Here is a 17,862-nt window from a genome sequence, read left to right on the forward strand (position 1 = left end):
CGATGAAACTGCGCGGCCTGTACGCCATCACCGATAGCCAGCTACTGGACGACGGCCGCCTGTTGCCCTACGTCGAAGCCGCGCTACGCGGCGGCGCGCGCCTGCTGCAATACCGCGACAAATCCAGCGACCGGGCGCGGCGCCTGCGCGAGGCGGAAAGCCTGCGCGAACTCTGCGAACGCCACGGCGCGCAGCTGATCGTCAACGACGACGCCGAACTCGCCGCGCGCCTGGGCGTCGGCCTGCACCTCGGCCAGACCGACGGTTCGCTGTCGGCGGCGCGCGCCCTGCTCGGCCGCCAGGCGATCATCGGCGCCACCTGCCACGCCCAACTGGAACTGGCCGAGCAGGCGGTGGCCGAGGGCGCCAGCTACGTCGCCTTCGGCCGCTTCTTCAATTCCAGCACCAAACCCGGCGCCCCCGCCGCCAGCGTCGAACTGCTCGACCAGGCCCGGCCGCGCCTGCACCTGCCGATCACCGCCATCGGCGGCATCAGCCTCGACACCGCGCCCGGCCTGATCGCCCGCGGCGTCGATCTGGTCGCCGTGATCCATGCGCTGTTCGCCGCCGCGTCCGCCGCCGAGGTGGAACGCCGCGCCCGCGCCTTCAGCGCCCTGTTCGAACCTGCCTGACGCCTCCGCGCCTCGCCCGAGAGATAGAGAGCTAGCCATGTCCCGTTCCGAAACGCTGTTCAACAACGCCCAGAAACACATTCCCGGCGGGGTCAACTCCCCGGTGCGCGCCTTCAAGAGCGTCGGCGGCACCCCGCTGTTCTTCAAGCACGCCGAAGGCGCCTATGTACTGGACGAGGACGACAAGCGCTACGTGGACTATGTCGGCTCCTGGGGCCCGATGATCCTCGGCCACAGCCATCCGGACGTGCTCGACGCGGTGCGCCGGCAACTCGACCACGGCCTGTCCTATGGCGCGCCGACCGCGCTGGAAGTGGAAATGGCCGACCTGGTCTGCTCCATGGTGCCGTCGATGGAGATGGTGCGCATGGTCAGCTCCGGCACCGAGGCGACCATGAGCGCCATCCGCCTGGCCCGCGGCTACACCGGGCGCGACAGCATCATCAAGTTCGAAGGCTGCTACCACGGCCACTCCGACAGCCTGCTGGTGAAGGCCGGCTCCGGCGCGTTGACCTTCGGCGTGCCGAACTCCCCGGGCGTTCCGGCAGCCTTCGCCAAGCACACCCTGACCCTGCCGTTCAACGACATCGAGGCGGTGCGCAAGACACTGGGCGAAGTCGGCAAGGAGGTCGCCTGCATCATCGTCGAGCCGGTTGCCGGCAACATGAACTGTGTGCCGCCGGCGCCGGGCTTCCTCGAAGGCCTGCGTGAAGCCTGCGACGAACACGGCGTGGTGCTGATCTTCGACGAAGTGATGACCGGCTTCCGTGTCGCCCTCGGCGGCGCCCAGGCCTACTACGGGGTCACCCCGGACCTGTCGACCTTCGGCAAGATCATCGGCGGCGGCATGCCGGTGGGCGCCTTCGGCGGCAAGCGCGAGATCATGCAGCAGATTTCCCCGCTGGGCCCGGTCTACCAGGCCGGCACGCTCTCGGGCAACCCGCTGGCAATGGCCGCCGGCCTGACCACCCTGCGCCTGATCAGCCGCCCCGGTTTCCACGACGAACTGACCGCCTACACCACGCGCATGCTCGACGGCCTGCAACAGCGCGCGGATGCCGCCGGCATCCCCTTCGTCACCACCCAGGCGGGCGGCATGTTCGGCCTGTACTTCAGCGGCGCCGACGCCATCGTGACCTTCGAGGACGTGATGGCCAGCGACGTCGAACGCTTCAAGCGCTTCTTCCACCTGATGCTCGACGGTGGCGTGTACCTTGCGCCTAGCGCCTTCGAGGCCGGCTTCACCTCCATCGCCCATGGCGACAAGGAGCTGGAAATCACGCTGAACGCCGCCGAAAAAGCCTTCGCCGCGCTGAAATGATCCTCTTCGCGGCGCCCTTCCCAGGCGCCGCCCTCCTCCCCGCCGGAACGCCTTCCTAGCCGAAATGCATAAACGCGCCGACAAAGTTCCCGAAAAGACAGTAAAGACTTTGTAAGGAGGCGTCGGCTTATTTCATAATGTGAGGGTCAGCGCATTTCGTTGGCCGGGCAGCCCTTGCCCGCCCCGATCCAGGAGGTGTCTTCCCCTCATGTTCCGTACCGGCCGCACCCTCGCCCTGGGTTGCCTGTTGATCCTCCAGCCGCTGCTCGCGCAGGCGGGAGGCAACTCGTTGCTGATTCCAGCGACCGGCCGCTGCGCGCTGAACACCGTTCCCGAAGAATTGCAACAGGCGCTCGCCGCCTGCCAGCAGGTCGCCAATGGCGGCGACGCCGAGGCGCAATACGAACTGGGCGAATTCTTCTACGACGGCGAGCGCATCCCGCGCGACCTCCAGGCCGCCCTCAACTGGTTCGAGAAAGCTTCTCTACAGGGCCATGCCCAGGCCCAGTACCACCTCGGCACCATGTTCTTCCGTGGCGAAGGGGTTCCGGCGAACAACGTACAGGCCTACATCGTGCTGAAGATGGCAGCGGTGAACGGCGCCGAGGACGCCCTGGACAGCGCCGACCTGGTAGCCGAGCAGATGAACCGCGACGAACTGGACATCGCCACCCGGGTGCTGGGGCAGATCTTCCGCAACTACCTGATCGAACTGCAGACTGCCGGCGGCGTCACGCCCTTCGCGCCGCTGCCCTGACGTCCCTTTCGCGAATCAGTCGCTCTTGCCGGGCATCGGCATGGGGAACGGCATGACGTTGCCCGCGCCCTTGGCCTCGCTGATCTTCGGCGTACCCAGGCGCTCGACCTCGTCGATGCGGACGATCGCGTGCATCGGCACGAAGCTGCGCAGAACGCCTTCGAACTGCGCCTTGAGCTTCTCCTCGCTGGGGTCCACCACCACCTGGGTGCGCTCGCCGAAGACGAACTCCTCGATTTCCAGGAAGCCCCACAGATCGCTCTGGTAGATCTGCTTGGCATACATCTCGAAGACCTGGCCCTGGTTGAGGAAAATCACCTTGTAGATGGGGTTTTCGCGCTTGTTCATGGCGGGGAAAGCAATGCCGGAAAATGAAGGGCGCGAATCATAGCACAGCCTTTCGGCCAGCAACGCTAGGAACCGGGGGCCCCGCCCTCTATAATGCGCGGTCCTTTTCGAACTGTCCGACGAAGCGCATGGCCAAGAAGCTTTTCATCGAAACCCACGGCTGCCAGATGAACGAGTACGACTCGTCGCGAATGGCGGACCTGCTCGGTGAACACCAAGCCCTCGAGGTGACCGAAAACGCCGCCGAGGCCGACGTCATCCTGCTCAATACCTGCTCGATCCGCGAGAAGGCCCAGGAAAAGGTGTTTTCCAAGCTCGGCATGTGGCGCGAGCTGAAGCAGCAGAATCCCGACCTGGTGATCGGCGTCGGCGGCTGCGTGGCCAGCCAGGAAGGCGCCGCGATCCGTGAGCGCGCGCCCTATGTCGACGTGGTCTTCGGCCCGCAGACCCTGCACCGCCTGCCGGAAATGATCGACGCCGCGCGCAGCACGCGCAAGCCGCAGGTCGACGTGTCCTTCCCGGAAATCGAGAAATTCGACCGCCTGCCGGAACCGCGGGTCGATGGCCCCACCGCCTTCGTCTCGGTGATGGAAGGCTGCAGCAAGTACTGCAGCTTCTGCGTGGTGCCCTACACCCGCGGCGAGGAAGTCAGCCGACCATTCGACGACGTGATCGCCGAAGTGATCCACCTGGCCGAGAACGGCGTCCGCGAAGTCACCCTGCTGGGACAGAACGTCAACGGCTTCCGCGGCCTGACCCACGATGGCCGCCTGGCCGACTTCGCCGAACTGCTGCGGGTGGTCGCCGCCGTCGACGGTATCGAGCGCATCCGCTATACCACCTCGCACCCGCTGGAATTCTCCGACGCGCTGATCCAGGCCCACGCCGAGGTGCCGGAGCTGGTGAAATTCATCCACCTGCCGGTGCAGTCGGGCTCCGACCGCGTGCTGGCGGCGATGAAGCGCAACCATACCGTGCTGGAATACAAGTCGCGTATCCGCAAGCTGAAGGCCGCGGTACCGGACATCTGCATCAGCTCCGACTTCATCGTCGGTTTCCCCGGCGAAACCGAGAAGGACTTCGAGCAGACCATGAAGCTGGTGGAGGACGTCGGCTTCGACTTCTCCTTCTCCTTCATCTACAGCGCGCGGCCCGGCACGCCCGCCGCCGACCTCGCCGACGACCTGCCGGAAGAAGTGAAGAAACAGCGCCTGCAGATCCTCCAGAGCCGCATCCACCAGCAAGGCTACGAGATCAGCCGGCGCATGGTCGGCAGCACCCAGCGGATCCTGGTCACCGACTTCTCGAAGAAGGACCCGGGCATGCTCCAGGGGCGTACCGAGAACAACCGGATCGTCAACTTCCGCTGCGACAATCCACGCCTGATCGGCCAGTTCGCCCAGGTGCACATCGACGACGCGCTGCCGCACTCGCTGCGCGGTACCCTGATCGACAGCACCCTGCATTGAGGCCGACGACCGTACGGCGGGCTCGCTGAACCTTCCCGCCGCCACGGTGCACCAACGTTTCAGCGGGAACCGGGAAAGCGCCGCCGCGATACGGCAACTTTGCGCGACGATATCCAGCGGTTATTCTCTTCCCTATCAATCAGCCACTGGCGAGTACGACAGAACACCTTGAACGCCCCCCAGGAACTTCATCGCTTTATCCTCGAGCCGTTCGACGCCCGCAGCTTCGCGACACTTTGCGGGCAGTTCGACGAGCATCTCCACCAGATCGAGAAACGCCTCGACATCGAGATCCGCAACCGCGGCAACCAGTTCGAACTGGCCGGCGAACCGCGCCGGACCAAGGTCGCCGAACGCCTGCTGCAGCGTCTCTACCGCGAGGCGCAGAACGGCACCGATCTCACCCCCGACACCGTGCACCTGTACCTGCAGGAGTCCGGCCTGGAAGACCTCGAGGAATTGCAGAGCGCGCCGCAGGTCACCCTGAAGTCGCGCAAGGCGCACATCCGCCCGCGCGGCGCCAACCAGCAGCGCTACGTCAAGGCGATCCTCGACCACGACATCAACTTCGGCATCGGTCCGGCCGGCACCGGCAAGACCTATCTCGCCGTGGCCTGCGCCGTCGACGCCCTGGAGCGCGAGCAGATCCGCCGCATCCTGCTGGTGCGCCCGGCGGTCGAGGCCGGCGAGAAGCTCGGTTTCCTTCCCGGCGACCTGTCGCAGAAGATCGACCCCTACCTGCGCCCGCTCTACGACGCGCTCTACGAGATGCTCGGCTTCGAACACGTGGCCAAGCTGATCGAGCGCAACGTCATCGAGGTCGCGCCGCTGGCCTACATGCGCGGGCGCACGCTGAACAACAGCTTCATCATCCTCGACGAGAGCCAGAACACCACAGTCGAGCAGATGAAGATGTTCCTCACCCGGATCGGCTTCGGCTCCACCGCGGTGATCACCGGCGACGTCACCCAGGTCGACCTGCCCCGCGGCACCCGCTCCGGCCTCAAGCACGTGATCGAGGTCCTGCAGGACGTCCCCGGCATCAGCTTCACCCACTTCAAGCCCAAGGATGTGGTCCGCCACCCGCTGGTGCAGCGTATCGTCGAAGCCTACGAGCGTCACGAGAGCCGCCAGCAAGGCCAGGTGCGGCCGGTCGAGGGAACGGGCAAGGGCGGTCACGATGCCGCTTGAGCTCGACCTGCAGGTCGCTAGCGCCGCCCCGGACCTGCCCTCCGAAGCGCAGTTCCGCGCCTGGTGCGAACTGGCCCTGCGCCAGCGTCCGGAGTCGGAGCTGACCATCCGCCTGGTGGACGAGGCCGAAGGCCTGGAACTGAACAGCACCTACCGGCACAAGGACTACGCGACCAACGTGCTGTCCTTCCCCGCCGATGTCCCGGACGAGCTTCTCGATATCCCGCTGCTCGGCGACCTGGTGATCTGCGCCCCGGTGGTCGCCCGCGAAGCCCTGGAACAGCGCAAGCCGTTGCAGGCCCACTGGGCCCACCTGGTGATCCACGGCTGCCTGCACCTGCTCGGCTACGACCACATCGACGACGCCGAAGCGGAAGAAATGGAAACACTGGAACGTGAATTGCTAGCGGAACTGGGTCATCCCGATCCGTACGCCTGCGACGACGAAGAGCCACCGAGCAAGGAAAAATGAGCGAAGACCGATCGAGCAACGGGCACAAGTCCTGGCTGGACAAGATCACCCAGGCTTTTGCCCACGAGCCGAGAAACCGCCAGGAGCTACTCGAGCTGCTGCGCGATGCCCACGACAACAAGCTGCTGGACAGCGAGGCGCTGTCCATCGTCGAGGGGGCGATCCAGGTCGCCGACCTGCAGGTGCGCGACATCATGGTGCCGCGCTCGCAGATGATGAGCATCCGCTCGACCCAGACGCCGAAGGAATTCCTTCCGGCCATCATCGAAGCCGCCCACTCGCGCTACCCGGTGGTCGGCGAAAGCCTCGACGACGTCATGGGCGTACTGCTGGCCAAGGACCTCCTGCCACTGATCCTGCACAACGACGAGCGTCCCTTCGACATCAAGGAACTGCTGCGTCCGGCTACCTTCGTCCCCGAATCCAAGCGCCTCAACGTGCTGCTCCGCGAATTCCGCGCCAACCGCAACCACATGGCTATCGTCATCGACGAATACGGCGGCGTGGCCGGCCTGGTGACCATCGAGGACGTGCTGGAACAGATCGTCGGTGATATCGAGGACGAGCACGACGTCGAGGAGGACAGCTACATCAAGCCGCTGCCCAGCGGCGATTTCATCGTCAAGGCGCTGACCCCCGTGGACGCCTTCAACGACTTCTTCGGCTCGGAATTCTCTGACGAGGAATTCGATACCGTGGGCGGCCTGGTGATGAGCGCCTTCGGCCACCTGCCCAAGCGCAACGAAGTGGTCGAGCTGGGCGAGTTCCGTTTCCGCGTACTCAACGCCGACAGCCGCCGCGTCCATCTGCTGCGCCTGTCTCCCCTGCAGAACTGAGCGCGCCCCCTCCGCCGCGGCGGAGGGGGCATCTTCCCGCGCCGTCCTTCTGGCGTCTCGCCAGCCCCTCCTTTACTCTTGCGCCTTGCGCCAGACTCCCCTGTCGCCGCGGACGTTGCCGTCCGGCAGCCGAAGGCGGCCCCGGTCTGCGCAGTCGGACATTGAACAGGCTCTAAGGACATTCGATGCGTTGGATTTCTCGTCCCGGCTGGCCCGGACACCTGCTGGCACTCGCCGCAGGCGCGCTCACGCCCCTGGCCCTGGCGCCCTTCGACTACTGGCCGCTGGCGATCCTCTCGATCGCCCTGCTCTATCTCGGCTTGCGCGGCCTTCCCGGCAAGTCCGCCCTGTGGCGCGGCTGGTGGTACGGTTTCGGCGCGTTCGGCGCCGGCACCAGCTGGATCTACGTCAGTATCCATGACTACGGCGCCGCCTCGGTGCCGCTGGCAAGCCTCCTCATGCTCGGCTTCACCGCCGGCGTCGCCTTCTTCTTCGCCCTGCCGGCCTGGCTGTGGGCGCGCTGCCTGCGCCGCGACAACGCGCCGCTGGGCGACGCCCTGGCGTTCGCCGCCCTGTGGCTGGCACTGGAGCTGTTCCGCAGTTGGTTCCTTACCGGTTTCCCCTGGCTCTACGCCGGCTATAGCCAGTTGCAGGGACCGCTGGCCGGGCTGGTACCGGTGGGCGGCGTATGGCTGTCCTCCTTCGTCATCGCCCTCAGCGCGGCCCTGCTGGTGAACCTGCCGCGCCTCTTCCCGCACGGTGCCAGCCTGCTTCTGGGGCTGGTCCTGCTGCTCGGCCCGTGGGCGGCCGGCCTCTATCTCAAGGGCCACGCCTGGACCCATTCGGCCGGCGAACCGCTGAGGGTAGTGGCGATCCAGGGCAACATCGCCCAGGAGCTGAAATGGGACCCGAATCAGGTCCGCGCGCAACTCGACCTCTACCGCGACCTGAGCCTGCCGCAGCAGGACGTCGACCTGATCGTCTGGCCGGAAACCGCGGTGCCGATTCTCCAGGACATGGCCAGCGGCTACCTCGGCGCCATGGGCCAGGTCGCCGACGAGAAGAACGCCGCGCTGATCACCGGGGTCCCGGTGCGCGAACGTCTCGCCGACGGCAAGAGTCGCTACTTCAACGGCATCACCGTGGTCGGCGAAGGCGCGGGCACCTACCTCAAGCAGAAGCTGGTGCCGTTCGGCGAGTACGTGCCGCTGCAGGACCTGCTGCGCGGCCTGATCGCCTTCTTCGACCTGCCGATGTCCGACTTCGCTCGCGGCCCGGCCGACCAGCCGCTGCTCAAGGCCAAGGGCTACGAGATCGCCCCGTACATCTGCTACGAAGTGGTCTACCCGGAGTTCGCTGCCGCGCTCGCGGCGCAGAGCCAGGTGTTGCTGACAGTGAGCAACGACACCTGGTTCGGCACTTCCATAGGCCCGTTGCAGCACCTGCAGATGGCGCAGATGCGCGCCCTGGAAAGCGGTCGCTGGATGATCCGCGCGACCAACAACGGCGTCACCGGCCTGATCGATCCCTATGGCCGGATCGTCCGGCAGATCCCGCAGTTCCAGCAGGGCATCCTGCGCGGCGAGGTGATTCCCATGCAGGGCCTGACGCCCTATCTGCAATACCGCGTCTGGCCGCTGGCCGGGCTGGCCGGCGTGCTGCTGCTATGGGCTCTGCTCGGCCGCCAGTTGCGCCCGCAGGAGCGACGCCTGTTCGGCTGAAGCCAGCCCCTCCTGGAAAGACCGGCGCCCCTGCGGCGCCGGTGGCGTCTCAGCGGTAGAACAGGCGATAGCCGACCAGGCCGATCGCCTCGTTCAGCAGCATGCCGCTCTGCCAGAAGGCCTGCGCTTCCGGCAGCCAGCCGCCGAAGGGCCGCAGGTTGGCCCCGCCGAGGAAGCCGACCGGCGCCGGGATCACCTCGAACCCCTGGCGCTCGAAGCTCCAGCGTGCCCGCTGCATGTGCCAGGCCTGGGTCACCAGCACCACCCGGCGCACGCCGGCCTCGCGCAACTGCGGGGCGCTCAGGGTGGCGTTTTCCCAGGTGGTACGGCTGAGACCTTCCTGCCAGCGCGTCGGCACGCCGAAGTCCTGCAGCAGGGCATTGGCCATCAGCGCCGCCTCGCTGGGCGGGCGTCCGTAATGCAACCCGCCGCTGATCAGTACCGGCAGCGCCGAGGTCTTGGCCAGCCGCGCGGCATAGCGCAGCCGCTCGGCCGCCAGCAGGCTCGGCGCATCGTCGCCCCAGGCCGGGTCGTTGGTCTGCCGGCCGGCACCGAGGATGACGATGGCGTCGGCGCGCTGCGCCAGGCCCGGCAGATCCTCCGCCAGTAGGGCCGGTTCGCTTTCGAGCCAGCGCCCCATCCACTCCACGCTGAGCGGCATGCTCATCAGCCACAGACCGAAGAACCCGCAGACACCGCACAGCCGCGCCAGCCGCGGTCGGCTGGTGCGCCACCAGAAAGCGAAAAACAGCAGCAGCAACAGGCCGCCCGGCGGCAGCAGCAGTTGCTTGAAGAAATAACGGATCGGCATCGCCCCCTCCCTGTCGGAAGAGGCAATCTAAAGGATTGCGCGACGCCTGGCGAAACTTCCGGGAAGGAGACCCTAGCGGTCGTTGCCCGAACGGAACAGTTGCGAGCCGCAATGGCCGCACGGCAACACGCCATGCCCCTTGCTCCACTGCACCGGCGCACCGCAGAGCGCACAGAGCAGTTGCCGCTGTTTCAACGAGACGTGCCGACGGGGCGCCGGCGGTTGCGGCCGGGGCGGCCGGGGTGTCCTGCCGGGCTGGCGCTCGAGCAGCGCCAGCTCCTCGGCGGCCGCATGCCAGCCGCGCAACCAGTGCAGGTCCTGGTCGAGATAGGCGCGTATCAGCCCCATCTCCGCTTCGCTCAAACCACGCAACTCAAGCTCCGTGGGATGCTCGTCACGCAGGCGCTCGGCCGTATCCGCTTCATCCAGAGCCAGGGCGAGACGCTGCAGCAGCCTCTCGTACAGCCCACCTCCCGTCACACTCGCGCGTTGCAGCTCAGCCATCGAACACCTCTGAAGGTACCACTGGGCAGCCAGCCATCGACCGTCCATAGGGCAAGCTTAGCGTTCCCGTTCGGCTGAACCGCCCCCGGCGACAAACGGCGCGGGCTATCGACAGGAGTGGGGGTCATGTATGCTACGAGGCTTTCGAACAGTCACGTCTAAGTAGCGCCATGCACGAGCAATATCAGCCACTCGAGATCGAAACCCAGGCCCAGAACTACTGGAAAGAACACCAGTCCTTCCTCGTCAGGGAGCTACCCGACAAGGAGAAGTTCTACTGCCTGTCGATGTTCCCGTATCCGAGCGGCAAGCTGCACATGGGCCACGTGCGCAACTACACCATCGGCGACGTGATCAGCCGCTACCACCGCATGCAGGGCCGCAACGTGCTGCAGCCGATGGGCTGGGACGCGTTCGGCATGCCGGCGGAAAACGCCGCGATGAAGAACAACGTCGCCCCGGCGGCCTGGACCTACGACAACATCGCCTACATGAAGTCGCAGTTGGACAGCCTCGGCCTGGCGATCGACTGGAGCCGCGAGGTCACCACCTGCAAGCCGGACTACTACCGCTGGGAGCAGTGGCTGTTCACCCGCCTGTTCGAAAAAGGGGTGATCTACCGCAAGAACGGCACGGTCAACTGGGACCCGGTCGACCAGACCGTACTCGCCAACGAGCAGGTGATCGACGGGCGCGGCTGGCGCTCCGGCGCGCTGATCGAGAAGCGCGAGATCCCGATGTACTACTTCAAGATCACCGCCTACGCCGAGGAACTGCTGGAGAGCCTCGACAACCTGCCCGGCTGGCCGGAGCAGGTGAAGACCATGCAGCGCAACTGGATCGGCAAGTCGCGCGGGATGGAGATCGGCTTCCCCTACGACCAGGCCTCCATCGGCCACGCCGGCCAACTGAAGGTGTTCACCACCCGTCCGGACACCCTGATGGGCGCCACCTACGTCGCCGTCGCCGCCGAACACCCGCTGGCCACCCAGGCCGCGCAGAACGACCCGCAGTTGCAGGCGTTCATCGACGAATGCAAGCGCGGCGGCGTCGCCGAGGCCGACATCGCCACCCAGGAGAAGAAAGGCATGGCCACTTCCCTGTTCGTCGAACACCCGCTGACCGGCGACAAGCTGCCGGTATGGGTCGCCAACTACGTGCTGATGAACTACGGCGAAGGCGCGGTGATGGCGGTGCCCGGCCATGACGAGCGCGACTTCGAGTTTGCCAACAAGTACGGCCTGCCGATCCGCCAGGTGATCGCCAAGGTCGAGGGCGACGACGACTTCGAGTCCAGCGTCTGGAAGGAGTGGTACGGCGCCAAGGACGAGTCCGTGCTCACCGTCAACTCCGGCAAGTACGACAACCTCGGCTACCAGGCCGCCTTCGACGCCATCGGCGCCGACCTCGAGGCCAAGGGCCTGGGCCAGGCGCGCACCCAGTTCCGCCTGCGCGACTGGGGCATCAGCCGCCAGCGCTACTGGGGCTGCCCGATCCCGATCATCCACTGCGAGGCTTGCGGCGACGTCCCGGTGCCGGCCGACCAGTTGCCGGTGGTGCTGCCGGAAGACGTGGTACCGGACGGCTCCGGTTCGCCGCTGGCGAAGATGCCGGAATTCTACGAATGCAGCTGCCCGAAATGCGGCCAGCCGGCCAAGCGCGAAACCGACACCATGGACACCTTCGTCGAGTCGTCCTGGTATTTCGCCCGCTACGCCTGCCCGCAGTTCGAAGGCGGCATGCTGGACAAGAAGGCGGCCGACTACTGGCTGCCGGTCGACCAGTACATCGGCGGCATCGAGCACGCCATCCTGCACCTGCTCTATGCGCGCTTCTTCCACAAGCTGATGCGCGACGAGGGCCTGGTCGGCAGCGACGAGCCGTTCAAGAACCTGCTGACCCAGGGCATGGTGGTCGCCGATACCTACTACCGGACCACCGCCAACGGCGGCAAGGACTGGTTCAACCCGGCCGACGTCGAGGTCGAGCGTGACGCCAAGGCCAAGGTCGTCGGCGCGCGCCTGAAGAGCGACGGTCAGCCGGTCGAGATCGGCGGCACCGAGAAGATGTCGAAGTCGAAGAACAACGGCGTCGACCCGCAATCGATGATCGACCAGTACGGTGCCGATACCTGCCGCCTGTTCATGATGTTCGCCTCGCCGCCGGACATGAGCCTGGAGTGGTCGGACGCCGGCGTCGAGGGCGCCAACCGCTTCCTCCGCCGCGTCTGGCGCCTGGCTCACGCCCATGTCAGCGCCGGCCTCCCCGGCGCGCTGGACGTCGCCGCCCTGAGCGACGCGCAGAAGCAGGTCCGCCGCGCCATCCACCTGGCGATCAGGCAGGCCAGCCAGGATGTCGGCCAGCACCACAAGTTCAACACCGCCATCGCCGCGGTGATGACCCTGATGAACGTGCTGGAGAAGGCGCCGAACCAGGACGCCCAGGACCGCGCCCTGATCCAGGAAGGCCTGGAAACCGTGGTCCTGCTGCTGGCGCCCATCACTCCGCACATCTGCCACGTGCTCTGGGGCCAGCTCGGCCATGCCGAAGCGGTGATCGATGCGCGCTGGCCGAGCGTCGACGAGAGCGCACTGGTGCAGGACACCCTGCAACTGGTGGTGCAGGTCAACGGCAAGCTGCGCGGGCACATCGACGTGGCCGCCAGCGCCAGCCGCGAGGATGTCGAGGCCGCCGCGCGCGCCAACGAGAACGTGCTGCGTTTCACCGAAGGCCTGAGCATCCGCAAGGTCATCGTGGTACCGGGCAAACTGGTCAACATCGTCGCCAACTGATACGCGATTCCATTGGACGCCCCCGGCCATCCGGGGGCGCTGATCAACAGGAGTGAGGGAAGCTTGATGAAACGTATCCTGACCAGCGCCGCGCTGATCGGTATGACCACCCTGCTGGCCGCCTGCGGCTTCCAACTGCGCGGCCTGGGCGATGCGCAATTCGCGCTCAAGGAAATCGACGTGTCCGCGCGCAACGCCTACGGCCCGACCGTGCGCGAACTGAAGGAAACCCTGGAAAACAGCGGCGTGAAGGTCACCAGCAACGCGCCCTACCACCTGGTGCTGGTCCGCGAGGACAACCAGCAGCGCACCGTCAGCTACACCGGTTCCGCGCGCGGCGCGGAGTTCGAGCTGACCAACACGATCAACTACGAGATCGTCGGCGCCAACGACCTGGTCCTGATGAGCAACCAGGTACAGGTGCAGAAGGTCTACGTGCACGACGAAAACAACCTGATCGGTTCCGACCAGGAAGCCGCGCAGCTGCGCAGCGAGATGCGGCGCGACCTGATCCAGCAGTTGTCCATGCGCCTCCAGACGCTGACCCCGGCGCAACTCGACGAAGCCCAGCGCCAGGCAGAAGCCAAGGCCAAGGCGGAAGCCGAAGCCCTGCGCGCCGCCGACGAGGCGGAGCGCCAGCGCCGCGCCGCCGAGCCGCAGCAGTCGCCGATCGAGTTCCCCACCCCGTGATGCCCCGGGGCCGGTTTCGCCGGCCCCGTCTTCTCCTATGAAGCTGACTCCCGCGCAACTCGCCAAGCACCTCCAGGGCCCCCTGGCGCCCGTCTACGTCGTCAGCGGCGATGAACCGCTGCTCTGCCAGGAAGCCTGCGATGCCATTCGCCAGGCCTGCCGCGAGCGCGACTTCGGCGAGCGCCAGGTATTCAATGCCGAAGCCAACTTCGATTGGGGCCTGCTGCTGGAGGCCGGCGCCAGCCTGTCGCTGTTCGCCGAGAAGCGCCTGATCGAACTGCGCCTGCCCTCCGGCAAGCCCGGCGACAAAGGCGCGGCGATTCTCCAGGAATACCTGCAACGGCCGCCGGAAGACACCGTGCTCCTGCTCAGCCTGCCCAAGCTCGATGGCAGCACGCAGAAGACCAAGTGGGCCAAGGCCCTGATCGATGGCAACGCCGCGCAGTTCATCCAGGTCTGGCCGGTCGACGTCCACCAGTTGCCGCAGTGGATTCGCCAGCGCCTGTCCCAGGCCGGCCTGTCCGCCAGCCCCGAAGCCCTGGAGCTGATCGCCGCGCGCGTGGAAGGCAACCTGCTCGCCGCCGCCCAGGAAATCGAAAAGCTCAAGCTGCTCGCCGAGGGCAACCAGATCGACGCCGCCACCGTACAGGCCGCGGTCGCCGACAGCGCACGCTTCGATGTCTTCGGCCTGATCGACGCTGCCCTTGGCGGTGAAGCGGCCCACGCCCTGCGCATCCTGGAAGGACTGCGCGGCGAAGGCATCGAGCCGCCGGTGATCCTCTGGGGCCTGGCCCGCGAGATCCGCCTGCTGGCTGGCCTGTCCCAGCAATACGGCCAGGGCATCCCGCTGGAGAAAGCCTTCGCCCAGGCGCGTCCGCCGGTCTGGGACAAGCGCCGTCCGCTGCTGACCCGTGCCCTGCAACGCCACTCCAGCAGCCGCTGGAACCAGATGCTGCGGGATGCCCAGTTGATCGACGCGCAGATCAAGGGACAGGCACCCGGCAGCCCCTGGAGCGGTCTCTCGCTTCTCGCCCTGAGCCTCGCCGGCCAGCGTCTCGGCCTGCCGGCAGCCTGAAGGCGCAACCGGCACTGGACAATCCGCGGCGACAGGCAGATGATGCGCGCGCTGGCGAGCGCCAGCCCGATCACCTTCGAGGACCTATGCCATGGCAAAGAAAAGCAAGCGGCCGAACAAGGCCAAATCCCTGGTCGCCCAGCCACTGTTCCGCAGCCGCCAGGAACAGGCGAAGAAAGGCAAAGGCAGCTACCGCCGCGAAGCCTCCCGTAACTGGGAGGCTTCTTTCGTTATGGCGGCCTGAAACAGCCGCTGGTCCATCCTCCCGCAACGCCCTCCTCACCCACGCGCCCCGCCTACCCCGCCCGAAGCCCGTCGACAAGACCAACCCCACCGCCAGCCTGCCGCCCATGGGCACACTATCGTCGGCGCGCAAGCCCTGGCCCCATCGGGTTGGGCGAAAAGCCAATGGTTCCTCCATCATGATCCGCGGCCTCGACATCCCGTGCGGCCGACTGGCAACCCTCTGGCCATTGCAGCGCACGAACCAGGCTCGGGCGTTCGATGCCGACGCCGAAGCGGGTAGCCATGTCGCGCAGAACGAAGGCCAGGAAGAAGAAGTCGAAGGCCTCGAGCATGCCGCGCGGCCCGTCGCCGATCCCGACTCGGGTGCGCCGCGAGGCTTCGACAGGCGGCGGAGCGGTACGGACGAAACCATTGGCCGCCCGACAGTGACCGAACATATGGCGAACGATATCCACCGCGCCGATGGAACCGCATTGGCGAACCCGGGGCCCCGCCGGCGCGTCCAACGACGGCAGACGCGTCCTGGCCGGCGTGCTAAGGTGGCCCGTCCCGAGGACCCTGCTGAGGAGAGCAATGCGTAACCCCGAACGATCCGCCCTGCTGAAGGTGAGCGGGCTGCTGGGCAGCACCGTCGTCGCCATGGGGCTTGGCCTCTCCAGTGCCTGCGCGCAGAAGAACCCGACAGTCGAATACAACCAGCCTTCCGCTCCCCTGCAGACCAAGGCGCCCTTCACCGGCGCCGGCCCGGCCGCCTCGGTGTCCGCTGGCGCGCCGAGCGAGGCACAGCCTGGGCAGAGCTTCGAACAGTGGCGCGACGCCTTCCGTCAACAGGCGCTGGCCGGTGGAATCGATGCGCAGACCTTCGATCGCGCCTTCGCCGGGGTCGAGCCCGATCCCGCCGTGGTCGAAGCCGACCGCAGCCAGCCGGAATTCACCCGGCCGGTATGGAAATACCTGGAAGGCGCCCTCGATCCGCTGCGCGTTCGCCAGGGCCAGGCGCGCCTGGCGCAGCACGCGCGCATCCTCGGCGAAGTCGACGCGCGCTATGCGGTGGATGCGGATGCGGTGGTGGCGATCTGGGGCATGGAGAGCAACTACGGTTCGCACATGGGCAACAAGAACGTGATCCGCTCCCTGGCGACCCTCGCCTATGAAGGACGCCGCCCGGAATTCGCCCACGCCCAGTTGCTCGCCGCCCTGAAGATCCTCCAGCACGGCGACGTTCCGGCCTCCTTCATGATCGGCTCCTGGGCCGGCGCCATGGGCCAGACCCAGTTCATCCCGACCACCTACAACCAGTATGCCGTGGACTTCGACGGCGACGGCAAGCGTGACATCTGGGGCTCGCCCGGCGACGCCCTGGCCTCCACCGCCAACTACCTGAAAGCCTCCGGCTGGATCGCCGGACAACCCTGGGGGTTCGAAGTCCGCCTGCCGGCAGGCTTCGACTATTCCCTGGCGGAACTCACCATCCGCAAGCCCCTGGGCGAGTGGCAAGGGATGGGCGTACAAGGCGTCAACGGCGGCCCCCTGCCCTCCGGGCTCTCCGGCGAACAGGCCTCGCTGCTGCTGCCGGCCGGGCACCGCGGCCCGGCCTTCCTGGTGCTGCACAACTTCCGCGCCATCCTCAAGTACAACAACTCCAGTGCCTATGCCCTGGCCGTCGGCCTGCTCGCCGACAGCTTCAAGGGCGGCGGCCGGATAGTCGGCGCCTGGCCACTGGAGGATGTTCCGCTGAGCCGCTCGCAGCGCATCGAGCTGCAACGGCAACTGGCCGCCCGCGGACACGATCCGGGCGCGGTGGACGGCATCATCGGCGCCAATACGCGCAAGGCGATCCGCGCCTGCCAGCAGGAGTTCGGCTGGCCGGCGGACGGCTATCCGACCCCGGCGCTGCTCGACCGCCTGCGGACGCCATAGGGCCGCCGGCGGAGCTTACGACCCCACGTCCGCCGCGACCGCTCGCGGCACACCGGTTCGTAGGGCGGATAACGCCATGGGCGTTATCCGCCGCTGCGGCGTCCAGAACCTAGTCATCCGCGCAGAACCGCAGGATAGCGTCCGCCACCTGATTGGCCGCCTCGCGCTGCGGAAAATGGCCGACGCCCTCCAGCACCAGCCGCTGGTAACGCCCGCTGAAGTAGTGCTCGCGTCCGCGGGAGCCGTCGGGGTGGGTGCAGGCATCCGCGCCGCCGTGCAGCACCAGGGTCGGCAGCGCCAGGCGCGGTGCCGGGAGCAAGCGCTGTTCCGCCGCCCCGTAGCGCGGCTCCCCCGCGACGAAGCCCCAGCGATGCCGGTAATAGTGCAGCACCACGGCGACCCAGTCCGGCCCGGAGAAGGCCTGGGCGGCCTCCTGGAAATCGCGCTCGGCATACCATCCCGGCGGCGACCAGGTGTCCCACATCTGCCGGGCGAACGCCTCGCCCTCCTCGCGCAGCGCACGCTCGCCGCGTGGCGTGGCCATGAACCACTGGTACCAGAAGCTACGAGCCTGCGGCAGGGAAAGAACTTGCTGCGGATCGTTACTGGCGTACCCCACCGAGAGCATCACCAGGTGCGAGGCGAAGCCCTCGCGCAGTCCGCAGGCACTGGCCACCGCGCGGGCACCCCAGTCATGGCCGACCAGCAGGGGACGTTGCAATGCCAGGCCGTCGACGAATGCCAGCAGATCGCAAGCCAGAGCCGCCAGTTGCCCGCTGCGCGGAGTAGACGCATCGCGGAAGCGGGTCGGGGCGAATCCCCGGAGGGCTGGTGCCAGCACCCGATAGCCGGCGTCCGCCAGGGACTCCGCCAGGTCTTCCCAGGCATGCGGGCTGTCCGGCCAACCGTGCAACAAGACGGCGCTGCGCGCCCCCTGCGGATTCCACTCCAGGTAGGCGATATCCAGGACATCGGTGGAAACGAAGGCATAGCGGCTCATCGGACCTCTCCAAGAGAAAGCGAAGGGACATCCTAGGACGCTTGCCAAGGATGATTCATGAATAGTTAGCGTCTACT

General features: G+C 66.9%; 18 protein-coding genes. 14 read left to right on the forward strand and 4 right to left on the reverse strand.

Annotated features, from left to right (window positions below):
* Positions 1–2: 2 nt before the first annotated feature.
* The 3 genes from thiE (at position 3) to HMPREF2914_RS18170 (ending at position 2,710) form a co-directional block, all read left to right on the forward strand.
* A complete protein-coding gene (gene thiE / locus HMPREF2914_RS18160) occupies positions 3–632 on the forward strand; it encodes a thiamine phosphate synthase (RefSeq protein ID WP_003111487.1) in 630 nt (209 codons plus the stop codon).
* Between the two features lie 37 nt (positions 633–669).
* Positions 670–1,953 carry a glutamate-1-semialdehyde 2,1-aminomutase gene (gene hemL, locus HMPREF2914_RS18165; RefSeq protein ID WP_003093150.1) on the forward strand — a complete coding sequence of 428 codons (1,284 nt, stop codon included), beginning with the start codon at positions 670–672 and terminating at the stop codon, positions 1,951–1,953.
* Positions 1,954–2,161: 208 nt separating this feature from the next.
* The gene (locus HMPREF2914_RS18170; RefSeq protein WP_003093155.1) at positions 2,162–2,710 is read left to right on the forward strand and encodes a tetratricopeptide repeat protein; all 549 of its coding nucleotides are present in this window, start codon (positions 2,162–2,164) and stop codon (positions 2,708–2,710) included.
* Between the two features lie 15 nt (positions 2,711–2,725).
* On the opposite strand, the gene HMPREF2914_RS18175 is transcribed toward HMPREF2914_RS18170, so the two are convergent.
* Positions 2,726–3,058 (reverse strand): DUF1820 family protein, encoded by a 333-nt coding sequence (locus HMPREF2914_RS18175; RefSeq protein WP_003093157.1) that lies wholly within the window; start codon positions 3,056–3,058, stop codon positions 2,726–2,728.
* A 128-nt stretch (positions 3,059–3,186) separates the two neighbouring features.
* On the opposite strand from HMPREF2914_RS18175, the gene miaB reads away from it, so the two are divergent.
* The 5 genes from miaB (at position 3,187) to lnt (ending at position 8,747) form a co-directional block, all read left to right on the forward strand.
* Positions 3,187–4,527 carry a tRNA (N6-isopentenyl adenosine(37)-C2)-methylthiotransferase MiaB gene (gene miaB, locus HMPREF2914_RS18180; protein ID WP_003093158.1) on the forward strand — a complete coding sequence of 447 codons (1,341 nt, stop codon included), beginning with the start codon at positions 3,187–3,189 and terminating at the stop codon, positions 4,525–4,527.
* A gap of 168 nt (positions 4,528–4,695) precedes the next feature.
* The gene (locus HMPREF2914_RS18185; RefSeq protein ID WP_003093159.1) at positions 4,696–5,718 is read left to right on the forward strand and encodes a PhoH family protein; all 1,023 of its coding nucleotides are present in this window, start codon (positions 4,696–4,698) and stop codon (positions 5,716–5,718) included.
* Positions 5,708–6,190, forward strand: a complete 483-nt coding sequence (gene ybeY, locus HMPREF2914_RS18190; RefSeq protein WP_003093160.1) for an rRNA maturation RNase YbeY — start codon at positions 5,708–5,710, stop codon at positions 6,188–6,190. Before HMPREF2914_RS18185 ends, ybeY begins: the two co-directional genes overlap by 11 nt.
* A complete protein-coding gene (locus HMPREF2914_RS18195) occupies positions 6,187–7,026 on the forward strand; it encodes an HlyC/CorC family transporter (protein WP_003093161.1) in 840 nt (279 codons plus the stop codon). Before ybeY ends, HMPREF2914_RS18195 begins: the two co-directional genes overlap by 4 nt.
* 185 nt (positions 7,027–7,211) lie before the next feature.
* On the forward strand, positions 7,212–8,747 hold the full coding sequence (gene lnt, locus HMPREF2914_RS18200) for an apolipoprotein N-acyltransferase (protein ID WP_003119200.1): 1,536 nt from the start codon (positions 7,212–7,214) through the stop codon (positions 8,745–8,747).
* A 49-nt stretch (positions 8,748–8,796) separates the two neighbouring features.
* On the opposite strand, the gene HMPREF2914_RS18205 is transcribed toward lnt, so the two are convergent.
* Both HMPREF2914_RS18205 and HMPREF2914_RS18210 read right to left on the reverse strand, forming a co-directional pair.
* Complete coding sequence (locus HMPREF2914_RS18205) at positions 8,797–9,558, reverse strand: YdcF family protein (protein ID WP_003093163.1); 762 nt, start codon at positions 9,556–9,558, stop codon at positions 8,797–8,799.
* A gap of 72 nt (positions 9,559–9,630) precedes the next feature.
* Positions 9,631–10,062, reverse strand: a complete 432-nt coding sequence (locus tag HMPREF2914_RS18210; RefSeq protein ID WP_003137702.1) for a hypothetical protein — start codon at positions 10,060–10,062, stop codon at positions 9,631–9,633.
* A 170-nt stretch (positions 10,063–10,232) separates the two neighbouring features.
* Here HMPREF2914_RS18210 and leuS point away from each other — a divergent pair, with 170 nt between their 5' ends.
* The 6 genes from leuS (at position 10,233) to HMPREF2914_RS18240 (ending at position 16,785) form a co-directional block, all read left to right on the forward strand.
* Entirely contained in the window at positions 10,233–12,854 is a 2,622-nt protein-coding gene (gene leuS / locus HMPREF2914_RS18215) for a leucine--tRNA ligase (protein WP_019486576.1), read from the forward strand.
* A gap of 66 nt (positions 12,855–12,920) precedes the next feature.
* A complete protein-coding gene (gene lptE / locus HMPREF2914_RS18220; RefSeq protein ID WP_003110380.1) occupies positions 12,921–13,544 on the forward strand; it encodes an LPS-assembly lipoprotein LptE in 624 nt (207 codons plus the stop codon).
* Between the two features lie 37 nt (positions 13,545–13,581).
* Positions 13,582–14,619, forward strand: coding sequence for a DNA polymerase III subunit delta (gene holA / locus HMPREF2914_RS18225; protein WP_003093168.1), 1,038 nt, complete (start codon positions 13,582–13,584; stop codon positions 14,617–14,619).
* A gap of 91 nt (positions 14,620–14,710) precedes the next feature.
* On the forward strand, positions 14,711–14,863 hold the full coding sequence (arfA, locus tag HMPREF2914_RS18230; protein WP_003093169.1) for an alternative ribosome-rescue factor A: 153 nt from the start codon (positions 14,711–14,713) through the stop codon (positions 14,861–14,863).
* 178 nt (positions 14,864–15,041) lie between these two features.
* Complete coding sequence (locus HMPREF2914_RS32670) at positions 15,042–15,446, forward strand: hypothetical protein (protein ID WP_166729433.1); 405 nt, start codon at positions 15,042–15,044, stop codon at positions 15,444–15,446.
* Positions 15,439–16,785 carry a lytic murein transglycosylase gene (locus tag HMPREF2914_RS18240; RefSeq protein ID WP_023092450.1) on the forward strand — a complete coding sequence of 449 codons (1,347 nt, stop codon included), beginning with the start codon at positions 15,439–15,441 and terminating at the stop codon, positions 16,783–16,785. The genes HMPREF2914_RS32670 and HMPREF2914_RS18240 overlap by 8 nt, the downstream gene beginning before the upstream one ends.
* Positions 16,786–16,894: 109 nt before the next feature.
* Here the strand turns inward: HMPREF2914_RS18240 and HMPREF2914_RS18245 are convergent, their stop codons facing one another.
* On the reverse strand, positions 16,895–17,785 hold the full coding sequence (locus tag HMPREF2914_RS18245) for an alpha/beta fold hydrolase (protein WP_023092449.1): 891 nt from the start codon (positions 17,783–17,785) through the stop codon (positions 16,895–16,897).
* Between the last annotated feature and the right edge of the window lie 77 nt (positions 17,786–17,862).

Origin of the sequence: Pseudomonas sp. HMSC067G02 (assembly GCF_001813485.1) — a bacterium.
Lineage (GTDB): Bacteria > Pseudomonadota > Gammaproteobacteria > Pseudomonadales > Pseudomonadaceae > Pseudomonas > Pseudomonas aeruginosa.

What these genes read in the sequence shown, in the direction of transcription:
- thiE (WP_003111487.1), top strand. Translation starts at nt 3, where the DNA reads ATGAAACTGCGCGGCCTGTACGCCATCACCGATAGCCAGCTACTGGAC.
- hemL (WP_003093150.1), top strand. Translation starts at nt 670, where the DNA reads ATGTCCCGTTCCGAAACGCTGTTCAACAACGCCCAGAAACACATTCCC.
- HMPREF2914_RS18170 (WP_003093155.1), top strand. Translation starts at nt 2,162, where the DNA reads ATGTTCCGTACCGGCCGCACCCTCGCCCTGGGTTGCCTGTTGATCCTC.
- HMPREF2914_RS18175 (WP_003093157.1), bottom strand. Translation starts at nt 3,058, where the DNA reads ATGAACAAGCGCGAAAACCCCATCTACAAGGTGATTTTCCTCAACCAG.
- miaB (WP_003093158.1), top strand. Translation starts at nt 3,187, where the DNA reads ATGGCCAAGAAGCTTTTCATCGAAACCCACGGCTGCCAGATGAACGAG.
- ybeY (WP_003093160.1), top strand. Translation starts at nt 5,708, where the DNA reads ATGCCGCTTGAGCTCGACCTGCAGGTCGCTAGCGCCGCCCCGGACCTG.
- HMPREF2914_RS18195 (WP_003093161.1), top strand. Translation starts at nt 6,187, where the DNA reads ATGAGCGAAGACCGATCGAGCAACGGGCACAAGTCCTGGCTGGACAAG.
- lnt (WP_003119200.1), top strand. Translation starts at nt 7,212, where the DNA reads ATGCGTTGGATTTCTCGTCCCGGCTGGCCCGGACACCTGCTGGCACTC.
- HMPREF2914_RS18205 (WP_003093163.1), bottom strand. Translation starts at nt 9,558, where the DNA reads ATGCCGATCCGTTATTTCTTCAAGCAACTGCTGCTGCCGCCGGGCGGC.
- HMPREF2914_RS18210 (WP_003137702.1), bottom strand. Translation starts at nt 10,062, where the DNA reads ATGGCTGAGCTGCAACGCGCGAGTGTGACGGGAGGTGGGCTGTACGAG.
- leuS (WP_019486576.1), top strand. Translation starts at nt 10,233, where the DNA reads ATGCACGAGCAATATCAGCCACTCGAGATCGAAACCCAGGCCCAGAAC.
- lptE (WP_003110380.1), top strand. Translation starts at nt 12,921, where the DNA reads ATGAAACGTATCCTGACCAGCGCCGCGCTGATCGGTATGACCACCCTG.
- holA (WP_003093168.1), top strand. Translation starts at nt 13,582, where the DNA reads ATGAAGCTGACTCCCGCGCAACTCGCCAAGCACCTCCAGGGCCCCCTG.
- arfA (WP_003093169.1), top strand. Translation starts at nt 14,711, where the DNA reads ATGGCAAAGAAAAGCAAGCGGCCGAACAAGGCCAAATCCCTGGTCGCC.
- HMPREF2914_RS32670 (WP_166729433.1), top strand. Translation starts at nt 15,042, where the DNA reads ATGATCCGCGGCCTCGACATCCCGTGCGGCCGACTGGCAACCCTCTGG.
- HMPREF2914_RS18240 (WP_023092450.1), top strand. Translation starts at nt 15,439, where the DNA reads ATGCGTAACCCCGAACGATCCGCCCTGCTGAAGGTGAGCGGGCTGCTG.
- HMPREF2914_RS18245 (WP_023092449.1), bottom strand. Translation starts at nt 17,785, where the DNA reads ATGAGCCGCTATGCCTTCGTTTCCACCGATGTCCTGGATATCGCCTAC.